The sequence below is a fragment of the Streptomyces sp. NBC_00076 genome (assembly GCF_045041235.1).
Classification (GTDB): domain Bacteria; phylum Actinomycetota; class Actinomycetes; order Streptomycetales; family Streptomycetaceae; genus Streptomyces.
This window is the reverse complement of sequence record NZ_CP108242.1, coordinates 821,007-836,345: the sequence shown is the minus strand read 5'-3', so window position 1 is coordinate 836,345 and position 15,339 is coordinate 821,007. Positions and strand designations below refer to the sequence as shown.

General features: G+C 69.4%; 16 protein-coding genes. 12 read left to right on the top strand and 4 right to left on the bottom strand.

Features of this window, described 5'->3' with window-relative positions:
* Positions 1-32: 32 nt before the first annotated feature.
* The gene (locus tag OHA64_RS04010) at positions 33-890 is read right to left on the bottom strand and encodes an acyl-CoA thioester hydrolase/BAAT C-terminal domain-containing protein (protein WP_405607876.1); all 858 of its coding nucleotides are present in this window, start codon (positions 888-890) and stop codon (positions 33-35) included.
* Between the two features lie 137 nt (positions 891-1,027).
* Here OHA64_RS04010 and OHA64_RS04005 point away from each other — a divergent pair, with 137 nt between their 5' ends.
* The 6 genes from OHA64_RS04005 to OHA64_RS03980 all read left to right on the top strand — a co-directional run bounded on the left by OHA64_RS04005 (position 1,028) and on the right by OHA64_RS03980 (position 7,061).
* Positions 1,028-1,930 carry a LysR family transcriptional regulator gene (locus OHA64_RS04005; protein WP_405623856.1) on the top strand — a complete coding sequence of 301 codons (903 nt, stop codon included), beginning with the start codon at positions 1,028-1,030 and terminating at the stop codon, positions 1,928-1,930.
* Positions 1,931-2,084: 154 nt separating this feature from the next.
* Positions 2,085-3,257, top strand: a complete 1,173-nt coding sequence (locus tag OHA64_RS04000; RefSeq protein WP_405607873.1) for a CaiB/BaiF CoA transferase family protein — start codon at positions 2,085-2,087, stop codon at positions 3,255-3,257.
* Between the two features lie 95 nt (positions 3,258-3,352).
* Positions 3,353-4,120, top strand: coding sequence for a crotonase/enoyl-CoA hydratase family protein (locus tag OHA64_RS03995; protein ID WP_405607870.1), 768 nt, complete (start codon positions 3,353-3,355; stop codon positions 4,118-4,120).
* A 1-nt stretch (position 4,121) separates the two neighbouring features.
* Positions 4,122-4,868: an acetoacetate decarboxylase gene (locus OHA64_RS03990; protein ID WP_405607867.1), complete on the top strand. Its 747-nt coding sequence runs from the start codon at positions 4,122-4,124 to the stop codon at positions 4,866-4,868.
* A 26-nt stretch (positions 4,869-4,894) separates the two neighbouring features.
* A complete protein-coding gene (locus tag OHA64_RS03985) occupies positions 4,895-5,848 on the top strand; it encodes a 3-hydroxyacyl-CoA dehydrogenase NAD-binding domain-containing protein (RefSeq protein WP_405623855.1) in 954 nt (317 codons plus the stop codon).
* A gap of 1 nt (position 5,849) precedes the next feature.
* Positions 5,850-7,061, top strand: coding sequence for an acyl-CoA dehydrogenase family protein (locus OHA64_RS03980; RefSeq protein WP_405607864.1), 1,212 nt, complete (start codon positions 5,850-5,852; stop codon positions 7,059-7,061).
* Between the two features lie 109 nt (positions 7,062-7,170).
* Here OHA64_RS03980 and OHA64_RS03975 read toward each other — a convergent pair whose 3' ends face one another.
* Both OHA64_RS03975 and OHA64_RS03970 read right to left on the bottom strand, forming a co-directional pair.
* The gene (locus OHA64_RS03975) at positions 7,171-7,839 is read right to left on the bottom strand and encodes a CBS domain-containing protein (RefSeq protein WP_405607861.1); all 669 of its coding nucleotides are present in this window, start codon (positions 7,837-7,839) and stop codon (positions 7,171-7,173) included.
* Between the two features lie 281 nt (positions 7,840-8,120).
* A complete protein-coding gene (locus OHA64_RS03970) occupies positions 8,121-8,966 on the bottom strand; it encodes an oxidoreductase (RefSeq protein ID WP_405607858.1) in 846 nt (281 codons plus the stop codon).
* A gap of 106 nt (positions 8,967-9,072) precedes the next feature.
* Between OHA64_RS03970 and OHA64_RS03965 the strand changes: the two genes are divergently transcribed.
* Together OHA64_RS03965 and OHA64_RS03960 are read left to right on the top strand one after the other, a co-directional pair.
* Positions 9,073-9,987 (top strand): LysR substrate-binding domain-containing protein, encoded by a 915-nt coding sequence (locus OHA64_RS03965; protein ID WP_405607855.1) that lies wholly within the window; start codon positions 9,073-9,075, stop codon positions 9,985-9,987.
* A 144-nt stretch (positions 9,988-10,131) separates the two neighbouring features.
* The gene (locus OHA64_RS03960) at positions 10,132-10,347 is read left to right on the top strand and encodes a hypothetical protein (protein ID WP_405607852.1); all 216 of its coding nucleotides are present in this window, start codon (positions 10,132-10,134) and stop codon (positions 10,345-10,347) included.
* Positions 10,348-10,396: 49 nt separating this feature from the next.
* Here OHA64_RS03960 and OHA64_RS03955 read toward each other — a convergent pair whose 3' ends face one another.
* Complete coding sequence (locus OHA64_RS03955) at positions 10,397-11,095, bottom strand: TetR/AcrR family transcriptional regulator (RefSeq protein ID WP_405607849.1); 699 nt, start codon at positions 11,093-11,095, stop codon at positions 10,397-10,399.
* Between the two features lie 257 nt (positions 11,096-11,352).
* On the opposite strand from OHA64_RS03955, the gene OHA64_RS03950 reads away from it, so the two are divergent.
* The 4 genes from OHA64_RS03950 (at position 11,353) to OHA64_RS03935 (ending at position 15,321) form a co-directional block, all read left to right on the top strand.
* A complete protein-coding gene (locus tag OHA64_RS03950; RefSeq protein ID WP_405607846.1) occupies positions 11,353-12,369 on the top strand; it encodes a LacI family DNA-binding transcriptional regulator in 1,017 nt (338 codons plus the stop codon).
* 212 nt (positions 12,370-12,581) lie between these two features.
* Positions 12,582-14,027, top strand: a complete 1,446-nt coding sequence (locus OHA64_RS03945) for a GH1 family beta-glucosidase (RefSeq protein WP_405607843.1) — start codon at positions 12,582-12,584, stop codon at positions 14,025-14,027.
* Positions 14,028-14,041: 14 nt separating this feature from the next.
* On the top strand, positions 14,042-14,458 hold the full coding sequence (locus OHA64_RS03940) for a DUF2809 domain-containing protein (protein ID WP_405607840.1): 417 nt from the start codon (positions 14,042-14,044) through the stop codon (positions 14,456-14,458).
* 65 nt (positions 14,459-14,523) lie between these two features.
* Positions 14,524-15,321 carry a restriction endonuclease gene (locus OHA64_RS03935; RefSeq protein ID WP_405607837.1) on the top strand — a complete coding sequence of 266 codons (798 nt, stop codon included), beginning with the start codon at positions 14,524-14,526 and terminating at the stop codon, positions 15,319-15,321.
* Positions 15,322-15,339: the final 18 nt, after the last annotated feature.

Here is a 15,339-nt window from a genome sequence, read left to right as displayed (position 1 = left end):
AGTTCAGACCTCTCGCCCCGGCACCGAGGGGGTCAGTTCCCGTTGCGGAGTGCGTCGAGGACGTGGGGCCAGGCAACCGTCCCCAACCGCGCGTCAGCCTCGGGTGTGCCTCCGTACCGGAAGCGCGGGGATGCAGGCGCCAGGCTCTCGCCGGGAAAACGTAGGCGGTGGCCGGCGTCGTGACGGGTGATCAGACGCACCGTCGCTCCGACCGAGCGCCGGCGCCGCGCCAGTTGCTCGGCGAACCGAAGAGACGGCCACATCGCATCGTCGCCGCCTGCGACCAACAGCAGATCGGCCCGGGCCTTGTCCACGGGGATCTCCGCCGGGGGGAGCAGATCAGCAAACGTCCGCTCGCTCAGTTCGTACCACCCGCGGATCGCGACCGGCTCACCGTCCGCCTCGGCGGGAGCCCAGGAATCGTCCAGCGGGACGAACGGCACCGCCTTCCCCTGCCAGGTCCAGGACGATCGCCAGGGGCGGTGTTCCCCGTCGCGGCCTGGTCCGACGTTGCACCACACGCGGGACGTGGGCGACATCGCGACGACAACGTCCACACGCGGCTCGTGCACCGCCGTGAGCAGAGCTGCCTCGGCGCCCTTGGAGCTGCCCAGGACCGCGATGCGCTCCGCTCCGTTCGACCGGAGGAAGTCGACGGCGGTCGTGAACGTCTCCAGGGGGATCTCGCAGATTCCCGGAGACTGCCCCGGACCGCCGAACCAGCGGATGGAAACGGCCGTCATGCCCTGCCGGGCAAGGAGGCGCGCTCTCTCCCGCTCGATCCGTCCGCTGGAACCCGACAGGACCAGCACACCGAGGTCACTGCCGCGCGCGGGAGCGGCCAGAAAGCCTTCCCAAGGATCGGTCAGCTCGCGCTCGGTGACATCCACGTGGTCCCCCGTCGGTACGCCTGAACCTGGCGAAGCAGCCTACCGGCGTTGCCCGTTGCCCGTTGAACGGTCGCCGGTGCGGTGTGAGGCCCGGACGTCCGGGATCTCCCGTGGTGGATAGGGTTGGCCGCGTGGAAATGCTGCACCTGCGCTACTTCGTCGCCGTCGCCGAGGAACTGAACTTCACCGCCGCCGCTCGCAGACTGCACATGTCGACGCCCCCGCTGAGCCAGCGGATCAAGGACCTTGAGCACGAGATCGGGCATCGGTTGTTCGACCGCAGCACCCACCACGTCATGCTCACCCCGGCCGGCACCGCGCTGCTGCCGATCGCGCGCGACGTGCTGGAGCAGGTCAACTCCATCCCGTGGCGGCTGCGTGAAGCGACGCGGCCGCAACGCAGCACCGTGTTCCTCGGTATGCCCGCCGGTGTCCACCCTGATCTGCGGGAACGGGTCAACGCCCTTGCCGGGCGGGTCCGCGAGCGGTTCGAGCTCAAACGCTGGCCCGGCGCCACCGCCGATCTGGTCACCGCGGTGCGCGACGGCAGACTCGCGTTGACGCTCGCCCGGCTCCCGGTCGCCGACCCGGCGCTGGAGCAGCTGACGGTGATGTCGGAGCAGCTCGGCGCGGTCGTGCCGGCGGACCAGTTCGCCGGGCGTGACTCCATCGCGCTGGCCGAACTGACCGACCTTCCCTACGTCGCCTCACCCGCGGACATCACTCCCGCGTATTTCGACCAGCTCGACCATCAGTTGTCCGAGCTCGGGGTCAAAAAGCGCATCAAGCTCACCAATACGGGATTCGGTGCGGCTACCGAAATAATCTCCTGCGGACTGGCATTCTCCATTTCCATGCTGGACGCCAAAAGTCCCATGCAGGGTTATCGGGTGGAGAATGTGACTATCCTTCCCTTCGCGGATTTCGGTCCCCGCCTTGACACGGCCCTGCTCTGGAACCGTGAGCGCGCCCACGGCGGTGATCTCGAAGAACTCGTCGCTGCCGCTCGCGATATCTTCGGCGAACCTCTCGATATCTGACAGCGATCGAGGCGGGAATCGCGTCCGGCCACGCGGCCGAAATGGTGTTATCGCTGTGGTCATACCGTTGTTCGCAACAAGATCATTCCGTTTTTCTTCCTTCGCCACTAACTTCGATGTCAGAGCAACGAAGCAGGGCGCGAAAGGACGAACAATGACGGACACCGCCGCCACCATCAACACCACCACCGGCCCTCTGGACGGTGTACGAGTAATCGACCTCTCCACCGTGGTGATGGGGCCGTACGCGGCCCAGATCCTCGGGGACCTGGGCGCCGACGTGATCAAGATCGAGTCCCCGGCCGACACCGTGCGCGTGGGCCAGTACCGCACCACGCCCGGTATGACCCCGCTGAGCCTCAACGTCAACCGCAACAAGCGCAGCGTCACGCTCAACCTCAAGAACGCGCCGGAGCGCGCTCAGGCACTCGAACTGATCGACACCGCGGACGTGTTGATCACCAACATGCGCCCGAACGCGCTCAGCCGCCTGGGGATGACCTACGAAGACGTCGCCGAGCGCAACCCGGGCCTGGTCTACGCGCACGCCCAGGGCTTCCGCAGCGACTCCGACCGCGTCGGCGACGCCGCCTACGACGAGACCGTGCAGGCCTCCTCGGGTCTGGTCGACATCGCCAACCGCGCGCTGGGAGAGCCGGTCTACCTGCCGACCATCCTCGGTGACAAGGTCTCCTCGCTGACCATCGCCTACAGCGTGCTGGCGGCGCTGGTGCACCGGAGCAGGACCGGACAGGGCCAGCAGATCGAGATCCCCATGACGGACACGCTGATCGCCTTCAACCTGGTCGAGCACCTGTCGGGGCACGTGTACGAGCCCGCGCAGGGCTCCACCGGCTTCCATCTGTCGATGACCAAGGGCCACCGGGCGGTGCGCACCAAGGACGGCCTCGCCTGCGTGATCCCCTACAACCCGCAGAACTTCCGCGACTTCTTCGCCGCCGCCGGGCGTCCCGACCTGGCCGCGGACCCGCGCGTGGGCGGCGAGACCATCGACGGCGCCGACCACGAGGCCCTGGCCGAGCTGATCGGCGAGTGCGCTCCGGAGCTGACCACCGCTGAGTGGGCCGAGGTGTGCACCAAGCACAGCATCCCGATGGCACCGGTACTGGAGCTGGACCGTGCGCACGAGGACGAGTACGTCCGCGACGGTCATCTGCTCGACACAGTCGAGCACCCGACCGAGGGCACCATCCGCACCGTCGGCATCCCGGTGAAGTTCTCCGCCACGCCCGGCTCGATCCGCCGCCTGGCTCCGGTCCCGGGCCAGGACACCGCGGACGTCCTCGGCGAACTCGCCACCCGCTGAGCGTGCCCGAGCCGCCACGTCCGCGTGCGAGTGCCACGTCAGCGAACAGCAGAGGGCACAAGGCCGCAGCCAGAAAGACGAAAGAAGAGAAAGTCATGAGCACCACCGAAGTGCGCACCGAACGGATCGGCTCGACCCTGCTGATCACGATCGACCGCCCGCAGGCGCGCAACGCCGTGAACGCCGCGGTCGCCGCCGGCCTGGCTGCCGCACTGGACGAACTGGAAGCCGACCCCGGACTCCGCGTGGGCGTCCTGACCGGTGCGGAGGGCACCTTCAGCGCCGGCATGGACCTCAAGGCCGCCCTGCGCGGCGAGTCGCCCGAGGCCGAGGGCCGCGGGTTCGGCGGTCTGACCGAGGCCGAGCTCACGAAGCCGCTGATCGCCGCCGTCGAGGGCTGGGCCATGGGCGGCGGGTTCGAACTGGCCCTGGGCTGCGACCTGATCGTCGCCGCCGAGGACGCGAAGTTCGGGCTGCCCGAGGTCAAGCGCGGCCTGATCGCCGCGGGCGGCGGTGTGATCCGGCTGCCCAAGCGGATCCCGTACCACCTGGCGATGGAGTTCCTGCTGACCGGCGAACCGGTCGACGGCCGTCGGGCCGGTGAGCTGGGTCTGGTCAACCGGGTCACCGACACGGATGACGCCACCGCCGTGGCGCTGCAACTCGCCGAGCAGCTCGCGCTGAACGCCCCGCTCGCGCTGGCCGCGGTGAAGAGGATCGTGCGCGCCGCCGACGGTGTGCCCGAGGCCGACGCTTTCGCCGTACAACGCAAGGACATGGGCGACCTGAAGGCCTCGGCCGACGTCCGCGAGGGCATGACCGCCTTCGCCGAGCGCCGCGCCCCGCGGTGGACGGGCAAGTGACATGAGGATCGAAGAAGTCCGGCGGCACGTGACCACCCCGCTGACCAGCCCGGCGTTCGCGCCGGTGGTCCCGAGGTTCACCGACCGCGAGTACCTCAACATCGTCTACCGCACCGACGCCGACGCGCTGCGGGCCGCCGTCCCCGAACCCCTGCGGATCGACGAACCGTTGGTCCGGTTCGAGGTCATGAAGATGGGTGACGTCAGCGGATACGGCCCCTACACCGAGTCGGGCCAGGCGATCCCGGTCAGCCTCGACGGCGAGCGGGGCGAATACCTGCACGCCATGTACCTCGACAACTTCCCGGCGACCGCGTCCGGCCGCGAGGTCAGCGCGTACCCGAAGACGATCGGCGCGCCGAACCTCTACGTCGACCACGGCGCCCTGGTGGGCACCCTCGACCACGGCACGCTGCGGGTCGCCACCGCGACCATGGGCTACAAGCACCACGAGCTCGACCGGCGCGAGGCCGAAGCGCAAATCACCGTGCCGACCTTCATGCTCAAGACGATCCCGGGCTACGACGGTGCGCCGCGGGTCCAGGAACTCGTCCGCACCGAGATCACCGACATCGCGGTCAAGTGGGCCTACACCGGCCCCGCGAGGCTCCAGCTGTTCCAGCACGTCCTCGCCCCGCTGGCCGACCTGCCGGTACTGGAGGTCGTCTCCGCGAGCCACATCCTCACCGACCTGACGCTCGCCGAGGTCAAACCGGTCCACGACTACCTGGAAGGAAGGGCCTCATGACACGGGAGTCGATCACGCAGGAGCCGATGCCACGCGAGTTCCGCACCGCTGCGGTGATCGGCGCCGGCACCATCGGGCTGTCCTGGACGGCCCTGTTCGCGGGCCACGGGTTGACCGTCCGGGTGAGCGATCCCCGGCCGGACCTCGCCGAGGCCGTCGCCGCGGCCCTGGCCGACTTCGCCCCGCACCTCGCGGCCCGGGGCTTGGACGTCGAGGGTCTCGCCGACCGGGTCCACATCGCGGCCGACGTGGCGGAGGCGGTCCGGGACGCGGACGTCGTCCAGGAGAACGGTCCGGAGCGCGTCGAGTTCAAGAAGGACCTGTTCGCCACCCTGGTCCGTGAAGCCCCGGCACACGCCCTGCTGTTGAGTTCGTCGTCGGCGATCCCGTCGACCGCGTTCACCGCGGAACTCGAGGACGCCGGGCGCATTCTGATCGGCCACCCGTTCAACCCGCCGCACCTGCTCCCGCTGGTCGAGGTCGTCCCCGGCGAACGCACCAGCGAGGACGCGGTCCGGGCCGCGGTGGACTTCTACACCTTCGTCGGCCGCACCCCGGTCGTCGAGCGCAAGGAGATCCCCGGGTTCGTCGGCAACCGCCTTCAGAACGCGCTCAGCCGTGAGGCGATGTATCTCGTCGAGCAGGGCGTGGTGACTCCGGACGACCTCGACCGGGTGATGACGAACTCGCTCGGCATCCGCTGGTCGACGGTCGGACCGTTCCTCGGCTCGCACCTGGGCGGCGGCCCCGGGGGCTACCGGCACCTGGCCGAGCACATCGGAACGTCGATGAAGCAGATGTGGGCGGGCCTCGGCACCCCCTCACAGGACGAACAAGAACAGGAACGGCTCATCGAAGCCGTGGAAAAGGCTTACGGCTCCTCCACGTACTCGGAACTCACCGAGACGCGCGACCGCAGGCAACTCGCCGTCCTGTCCGCCCTCGACAGCGCGGACAGGACCGACAAGGAGGAGAACTGAGATGACCGAGTCGACCACCACCATGGAACCGCTCGACGACCAGCTGGTCGCGGACTTCTACAACTACGAGACCCTGCTGCCGGACGAGGAGCGCAAGATCCTCCTCAAGGCCCGCACCCTCCTGCGCGACGAGATCAAGCCGCTCGTGAACGAGAACTGGGGCAAGGGCGAGTTCCCGAAGGAGCTCATCGGCATCTTCCGCGAGAGCGGGCTGGCCGGACTGCCCTACGAGGGCTACGGCGAGCACCGGCCCGCCGTCAGTAACCTGCTCAGCGGCATGCTGGCGATGGAGATGGCCCGCACCGACGCCTCCGTGTCCACGTTCTTCGGTGTGCACAACGGACTCGCGATGTACTCCATCCACTCCGGCGGCAGCCAGGAGCAGCGCGACCGCTGGCTGCCGGAGATGGCCGCGATGGACAAGATCGGCGCCTTCGCCATGACCGAGCCGCTCGGCGGATCCGACGTCGCGGGCGGCATGCGCACCACGGCCGTGCGAGACGGCGACACCTGGGTCCTCAACGGCGCCAAGAAGTGGATCGGCAACGCGACCTTCGCCGACCACGTCGTGGTGTGGGCACGCGACGCGGACGACGACCACGTCAAGGGGTTCGTCGTCGAGAAGGGCACGCCCGGCTTCGAACCCGTGAAGATCGAGGGCAAGATCGCCTTCCGGATCGTGGAGAACGCCGAGATCACCCTGACCGACGTCCGGGTGCCGGAGGCGAACCGCCTGCAGAACATCAACTCCTTCCGCGACGTCGCGGAGATCCTGCGCGCCACTCGCGGCGGGGTGGCCTGGCAGGCGCTGGGCGTGATGGTCGGCGCCTACGAACTCGCGCTGGACTACGCCAAGGAGCGCCGGCAGTTCGGCCGCCCGATCGCCCGGTTCCAGCTGGTGCAGGACCTGCTGGTGAAGAGCCTGGGCAACATCACCGCCTCGTGGGGCATGCTGGTGCAGCTCGCCCGGCTGCAGGACGCCGGGATCTTCCGCGACGAACACTCCTCGCTGGCCAAGGCGTTTGTCACCTCGCGGATGCGGGAGGTCGTCGCCTGGAGCCGGGAGATCTTCGGCGGCAACGGGATCCTGCTGGACCACGACATCGCGCGGTTCTTCGCCGACGCCGAGGCGATCTACTCCTTTGAGGGCACCCGGGAGATGAACACCCTGATCGTCGGCAAGTCGATCACGGGGCAGAGTGCCTTCGTGTGAACCGGAGGGGCCTCGGCTCGGCCGCGAGCAATCGGAGGGGCCGTTCCTCGCATCCGACGCGGGGGACGGCCCCTCCTGCCTGCCCCACGGCGCGGCGGTACCGCACCCGTCATCCGGGGATCTGGTGTACCGGGCCGTCGGCGTCGGCCTCCTGGACCGGTCTGAACTCCACGGCCACCACACCGTCGACGTTCCTGCACAGCTCCTCCAGGGCGGGAACGGAAACCCCCGGAGCCAGGCGCCCGCTGAGCACCACCTGCCCGTGCGACACGTCCACGTGCAGGGCGGAAGGGGCGAGGCCGAGAGTCCTGACGAGTACCTCCTCGACGACCTCCGTACGGATCGCCCGGTCCGTCCGCACGAAGATCCGCAGAAGGTCGCTCCTGCTCACCACACCGATCAACCGCTGACCCTCATCGACCACGAGGAGCCGCTTGATCCCGTGCTGAGCCATGACACGGGCGGCGTCGACGACGCTCCAGTCCTCGCGCGCACAGACGGCGGGAGAGGTCATCAGCCCGGCCGCGTCGGTGGCCCATGCCTTGGCGGGCCGTACCCCTGCGCCCGATCCCGGGGCGTCGCCCTCCTGCCCGCCCCACATCTTGTGCAGAAGGTCTGCCTCCGAGACCACGCCCACCGGGCGGTCCTCGGTGTCCACGACGGGCACCGCCGTGATGTCGTACTCCAGCAGCAGGTGGGCGATCTCCTTGAACGGGGTACCGGCCTGGACACGGACGACCGCGTTGCTCATCACGCCGCGCACCGTCTGGTGGTTCATCACAGGGCTTCCTCTCGGGGACCGGCTCCGGGCCGGGCGACGAGCGCACACGGCCGTCACACCATCGTCAACGAGCGGCACACCGCGGATTACGCCCGACTTCCGCTCCCGGCAGAGCCATGCGCTGAAACAGGCGCAACTGTGACGGCGCGGACGCGACCGGCATGGTCCCCCCATTCCACCGCGCGTCGACCCAGAACGCACGTCGGAACGCAGCCCGCACGGGCAGCGTGGGGCCGTCCGGTTCCGGGCCCCTGCCCGGCTGCCCCCGGGTACCACTGTCACTGCGTGTCGAAGTCCGTCCCCCGGGAGACCTTCTCCCACTCGGCGAGCTCGGCCCGCACGGAGTTCAGATGTCCGGTCAGGGAGTCGACCGCGTCGCCGCCGAGGGCGAGGCGCAGCGGGGTCTTCTCGGCGTCCAGGGCCAGCCGGATCGCCGCCGCGGCCTTGGCCGGGTCACCGGGCTGGTCGCCGTCGCCGCCCTGCACCAACTGCCGGGTTGCGCCGACCTTCTCCGCGTACACCGGGTTCTCCTCGGAGAAGTACGCCGCACCCTTGCCGAACAGGTTGGTGCGGAACGCGCCGGGTTCCACGATCAGCACCTTGATGCCGAACGGTGCCACCTCGTCGGCCAAGCCCTCCGACAGCTGTTCCAGCGCCGCCTTGGTCGCGCTGTAAGCGGAGAACCCGGCGAAAGACAGCTGCCCGCCGAGGCTGCTGATGTTCACCACCGATCCGCTGCCACGCTCCCTCATCTGCGGCAGCAGCGCCCGTGTCAGCCGCGCCGGACCGAACACGTGCAGCTCGAACAGGTCGCGCAGTTCCTGGTCGGTGGTCTCCTCGAACGCCCCCACCTGGGTGCGGCCGGCGTTGTTCACCAGCACGTCCACTCTGCCGTAACGGGCCAGGACGTCGGCGGCCACCGCATCGATCCGCGCGCCGTCGGTGACGTCCAGGCTGATCGCCTCCACACGGTCCGGGTACGCGGCGACCAGGTCGTCCAGCGACTCGGTCCGCCTGGCCGTGCCGATCACCGTGTCACCAGCCGCGACCGCGGCCTCCGCGATGGCCCGCCCGAAGCCGCTGCTCGCGCCGGTGACCAGCCAGACCTTGGCGTTCTCGCTCATTCACGTCTCCCTCGTCAACTGTCGTTCGGGGCCTCCCCGTCGACAGGTCCCATCCTTCGTCAGGAACGGGGAGAGCGTCCAAGACTCCTTGTGATAGCCATGAGTTATGGACATCCACGGGCGCGACCTGCGCTACTTCACCTCAGTGGCCGAGGAACTGAGCTTCACCCGCGCCGCCGAGCGGCTGTTCGTCTCCCAACCCGCGCTGAGCAAGCAGATTCGGATGCTGGAGAAGCAACTCGGCGTGGTCCTGTTCGAACGGGACCGGCGGACAGTGCGGTTGACCGCGGTGGGGGAGGTCTTGTTACCCCATGCCCGCGAGGTGCTGGCAGCCTGGCAGGCCGCGGAGGCGGCGGTGGAGGAGGCCAGGACCGCCGAGCGGTGCACTCTGGTGATCGGCATGTCCACCAGCCCGGGCCGCGGACTGCTGCCCGCCCTGCGGACTCGCCTCGTCTCCCGGCATCCGGACGCGCGGCCCGTGCTGCGGCAGGTCAACTGGGCGGATCCCAGTGCCGGGTTGGCGGATGGATCCAGCGATGTCGCCTTCGTCTGGCTGCCGCTGCCGGACGGTGACCGTTACCAGTACGCGGTGGTCGCGCGCGAGCCCCGGCTGGTGGCGCTGCCGGACGGACACCCCTTGGCGGCGCGGGCAGCGTCCGACCCCGAGGGAAAGGTGGACTTCACAGACCTGCTGGAGGAGCCTTTCCTGGCCCTCCCGCCGGAAGCCGGCCCGCTGCGGGACTACTGGCTCGCCCTCGACGCCCGGGACGGCCGTCCGCCGCGGATCGGCGGGGTGGTGGGCAGCGCCGAGGAGACCCACGAGGCGGTCGCCGGCGGCCAGGGGGTGGCGCTGCTGGCCACCGGTAACGCCCCACTGGTCGTCCGGGACGAGGTGATCGCCGTGCCGGTCCGGGGCATCTCCCCGTCCCAACTGGCGGTGGCCGCAGGCCAGGACGACAAACGGCCACTGGTTCTCGCCTACCTTGCCGCCGCTCGGGAGGTCGGGGCCACGACCTGTTGATTCGGCGGCCTGGAGCGTGGTGGTTCCGTCGGCCGCGAGAAACCACAGGTCACGGCGTCGAGCGAGGCCATGGGCGGCGAGGCCCAGCCCAGCCTGCGAGCGCCCCCACATGCGCGCAGCCGGCACACGCGTCACGCTGGTCCCATGGCTGACGCACAGCCCATCGTGATCTACCGGCCCGCTGTGGACGGCGGTCGGCGGGTCCGTGTGGGCGATCAGTTCCGTGGGATGGCGTACGGGCTGCTGGACGTCATCGAGTTCCTGCGTGGCGCGGGCCTGGAGGACGTTGACGAAGTGTGGGTGCGGCAGTCCGAGTTGATCGAGTGGCGGGGCGGCGGCCCGGAGAAGTGGGAGCAGTGACGCGGTGGAGCCGCCCGCCGGGTCGGGCGCGAGGGCTCCGGTCCTGAGGTCAGTCGCTCCCGTCCGGCTCCGCTGCGGGGATGTCCGCCGGGCCGGCGCGGAGCATGGCCTTGTAGAGGGCGGCATGATCGGGCGAGTCCGGCAGAGGACCGCGGGCCGGGGCCTCGAAGGACTGGATCAACAAGGCGACGACACGCCGCCAGGCGTCGGGTGCGGCCTCGCCGGTGGCGTTGACGACGCCGGCGTTGGCCATGTGGATCAGCACAAGGTCCGAGGGGTGGAAGTCCTCGCGCAGACGGCCCGCGGCCTTGGCGCGGTCGATGAGCCGCACCATCGCCTCGTACGCCTCGTCACGTCGCTTCTCCAGCGCCTTCGCCGTCGGGAAGGTCATGGTCAGTACGTCGGCGAAGCCGTAGTCGGCCGCCTGCATCGCGCAGGCGGTCTCGATGTAGCCGGTGAAACCGTGCCAAGGGTCGGGGTCGTCGAGGGCGGCGGCCACCGCGTCGGCATAGGCGTCCATCCGGTCCGAGAAGACGGCGGCGACCAGTTCCTCCTTCGAGGGGAAGCGACGGAAGATGGTGGCGATCCCCACCCCTGCCTCGCGGGCCACGGAGGCCATGGAGGCATTCAGGCCGTCCCGCCCGAACACCGTGCGGGCGGCGGCGATGATCCGCCCACGGTTGCGCTCGGCGTCACTGCGCAGTGGCTGGGCGGTGGTGTTGTCGGTGGGCGGGGCGCCAGGTTTCATGCCGACCAGTCTAACAATCGGAAGGCCCTATCCATTTTATCCCTGCTGTCTGTTCTGGGCACGAGCGAAATGGATGGAGCTGTCCTGGATGCCGGCAAACCGCACCGGGCCTGAGCAGCTGGTTCAGAGCCCGGGGCAGACGCCGTCCCTCGTCCGCCCGGTGGGCGGACCGTTGCGCGGATGCGGCCCGAAGCCTGTGTCAGTATCGGCGGTGCGCGTAACGCCGTGCGCTGGGCCGAGGGCAGGGGACGAGTGAGATGAACCGGCCACCAGGAATGATGGATGTGGCACGGGAGGCCGGCGTCTCGCACATCACCGTCTCTCGTGTGATCAACGATCATCCGTCGGTGCGGCCCGAGACCCGGGCCCGGGTCGAGGCCGCGATTCGGAAGCTGGGCTATCGCCGCAACAGTGTGGCCAGGGCCCTCAAGAGCCGCCGTTCAGCGACGATCGGTGTGGTGATCGTCGGGTCGGAGCTGTTCGAACTGCCCCGCATCCTTCTTGGAGTGGAGACGGCCGCCAAGCAAGCCGGTTACTGGGTGAGCCTGGCGAGCCGGCAGGGTGAGAGCACCACCGGTGACCTGGTGGAGACGCTGCAGCGGCTCACCGATCAGTCGGTCGAGGCGATTGCGGTCGTCGCCGACCGTAGTGTCGTGGTGGAGGCGCTGGCCGGCCTCGTTTTCGAGGTGCCTGTGGCCGTGGTGATGTCCGGCAGCGTGCCCAACCCCGATCTGAGCTTCATCGAGGTCGATCAGGAGCTTGGCGCCCGCCTGGTGGTTCGGCACCTTCTCGACCTCGGGCACCGGCGCATCGCCCATCTGTCGGGCCCTCCGCGCACCTTCGATGCGCGAGCGCGCGTCGAAGGCTGGCAGGTCGAACTCGCTGCCGCGGGAGCGGAGGGGGCCCTGCTGGAAGGGGATTTCACCGCGGCGAGCGGGTTTCGTCTTGCCCACGAACTCTGCATGCGCGAGGACGGTCTGCCGACCGCGGTCTTCGCGGGGAACGATCAGATGGCCATGGGAGTGCTGGCGGCGTTCGCGGAACGAGGAGCGAAGGTGCCGCAGGACGTGTCACTTGTCGGATTCGACGACATGAAGGGGGCCGACTACCTGGTGCCCGCCCTGACCACGGTTCGTCAGGATTTCTTCCACCTCGGCACGAGCGCCATCGAGCTGCTGGTGCGGATGCTGCAAGGGGAGAAGGCGGCGCGCGAGAAGATCACGCCGGAACTCGTCGTGAGGCGCAGCACCGCACCTCCTCGCGCCGGTTCATAGGTCCCGTCTCGTCACCCTCTGCCGGTCTCGTCACGCCCCTCCAGCCCCTCGGCGCCACGCATGCGTCCGGCTCTGGGAATGGCTCCGAACCGTGACCAGGCAGAAGTCCTCCTCGACCCGGCAGATCGATGGCTCCGGATGACTGACAGATTGTTAACGTTAACATCAGGACGAGACCCGACCCGTCGACACGACATCAGCGAGGTGCATGCATGCCGACCTCCCGGAGCGAACCCACCCAACACCCCGCGTTCCCCCCGGACTTCCTCATCGGCTCCGCGACCGCCGCCTACCAGATCGAGGGCGCCGCCGCGGAGGACGGACGCGGCCCTTCCATCTGGGACACCTACTCCCACACCCCGGGTAGGACATGGAACGGGGACACCGGCGACATCGCCGCCGACCACTATCACCGGCTCGAGGACGACCTCGATCTCATGGCGTCCCTCGGCCTGCGGGCCTACCGGTTCTCCCTCTCCTGGCCGCGCGTCCAGCCCACCGGCCGTGGCCCGGTCAACCCCAAGGGACTGGACTTCTACCGTCGCCTGGTCGACGGTCTCCTCGACCGGGACATCACCCCCGTCGCCACGCTCTACCACTGGGACCTGCCCCAAGCCCTGGAAGACTCCGGCGGCTGGACGAACCGCGACACCGCCTTCGCCCTCGCCGACTACGCCGGCATCGTCGGCGCCGCTCTCGGCGACCGCGTCCCGGTCTGGACCACACTCAACGAACCGTGGTGCTCCGCCTACCTCGGCTACGGATCCGGAGCCCACGCCCCCGGCCGTACCGACGGCGCTGCCGCACTGACCGCGGTCCACCACCTCAACCTCGCTCACGGCCTGGCCCTTCAACAGCTCCGGGCGGTCACCACCAACACCCCGCAATACGCCATCAGCCTCAACTTCCATGTTCTGCGAGGCAGGGGCGACGGCGCCGACGAAGCCGTGCGCCGCATCGACGCGCTGGCCAACCGCTCCTTCACCGAGCCCCTGCTGCGCGGTCACTACCCAAAGGACCTCCTCAAGGACACCGCCGCGGTCACCGACTGGGCGTTCGTCCAGGACGGCGACCTCGCCCACATCCACCAACCCCTGGACCTGCTCGGCGTCAACTACTACGCCACCACCACCGTCCGCCTCTGGGACGGCGTGAGCCCGCGTCAGAACAACGACGGCCACAAGGACGTGGGAGGCTCCCCCTGGCCCGGCTCGCCCCAGGTCGAGTTCGTCCAACAGGAGGGCCCGCACACCGCCATGGGCTGGAACATCGACCCCGAGGGACTCGAGGAACTCCTCCTGGACCTGCACACCCGGTTCCCGAACCAGCCCCTGGTCGTCACCGAGAACGGAGCGGCCTTCGAGGACCACCTGTCCGTGCGCGCCGACGGCACCCACGCCGTACACGACCCCCAGCGCATCGACTACCTCCGTCGCCACCTCCTCTCCGCCCACCGTGCACTCGCCGCCGGTGTCGATCTGCGCGGCTACTTCGTGTGGTCACTGATGGACAACTTCGAATGGGGCTACGGGTACTCCAAGCGCTTCGGCATCGTCCATGTCGACTACGAGACCCAGCGCCGTACCCCGAAGGACAGCGCCATCTGGTACCGGGACCTGGCAGTCACAGGCAGCATCCCGCCCCTTCCGACCAGCTGAAGGACAGGACCTTGATGTGCCGAGCCGCACCGGTACGGACCCGGTTGCTCGCGGCCGGGGCCGCGGTGGTGACCGTCGGCGCGGGGCTGGGGCTCAGGGCGGTGGCGGCAGGGGACGTGGCCAAGTACGGCGGAGACGCGCTCTACACCGTCCTGCTGTACGCACTCGTCGTGCTGGCGGTGCCACGTGTGACTCCTCTGGCGGCCGCCGCAAGCGCGCTGGTCGTCAGTTGGGTGGTCGAGTTCTCCCAACTCACCGAGGTCCCGGCGGAGTTCTCCCAGCGCAGCGCCGTCGCCCGCCTCGTGCTCGGGTCCACCTTCAATCCACCCGACCTGTTCTGGTACGTGGCCGGCGCGGCAGCGGGCTGGCTCGTCCACACCGCTGGGTGCTCCTCGAGGTCGGGCACGGCAAGTCGGCGAGAGGAACGATGAAGTGACTGATCTTGGGCAGACGGCGGGAGTGATCTTCGTATCGACCGTGAGGGGGACGCACCGCCGTGGCCACGCCCATACGCCGTTACCGACCCGGGAACCGCCGACGCCGCCCGTTCGACCTCCGTCGGACAGCCGCCTTCTTCGGCCTTCTCGCCCTTGTGGTGATCGTGGTGGGCCTCTCGGCCCGTGCGGCGGCCGGTGCCGTCGAGCGACGCCCCGCCTGGGCCCTCGTGCTGGGCGTCTTGGGTGTGGCGATCGCCATGGCTCTTGGACGCAGGCGGCACCGGTTCTCCGTTTCCAGGGCGGTGCGCCGGGCCGTCGCCGCGCTCGACAAGGGGGCAGGAACGGCGGTCGACGTGCTGGACACCCGGCCGTCCGCGGGTACGTCCGCGGAACCCCCTGACGTCGGCTTCGGCGGTGAGGAGACGGTCGTCCTCCCACGCGACGTCGAGGCCGCCTCCCCTGACGCCCTGAGCCCGGAGGAGTTCGAGGCGGCGACAGCCGCTCTGTGCGAGCGGGACGGATGCTCGGACGTCGAAGTCGTCGGCGGGGCAGGCGACCTCGGAGCGGACATCCTGGCTGTCGCTCCGGACGGACGGCGCGTCGTCATCCAGTGCAAGCTCTACAGCGGCAGCCACCGGGTCGGCTCCCAGGAACTGCAGCGCTTCGGGGGCACTTGTTTCACCGTCCACGAGGCCGACATCGCCGTCGTCATCACCACCGGCGGCTTCACCGCGCCGGCCGTCGAATACGCCGAGCAGTGCGGGATCCTGTGCTGGGACGGGCAGGACCTGTGGGCGTGGAGCGACGGCACCGGTCCGGCGCCTTGGGAGCCGTGGACCGAAGAGGTCGCGCGCTGACAGCCGCCGACGACGCCG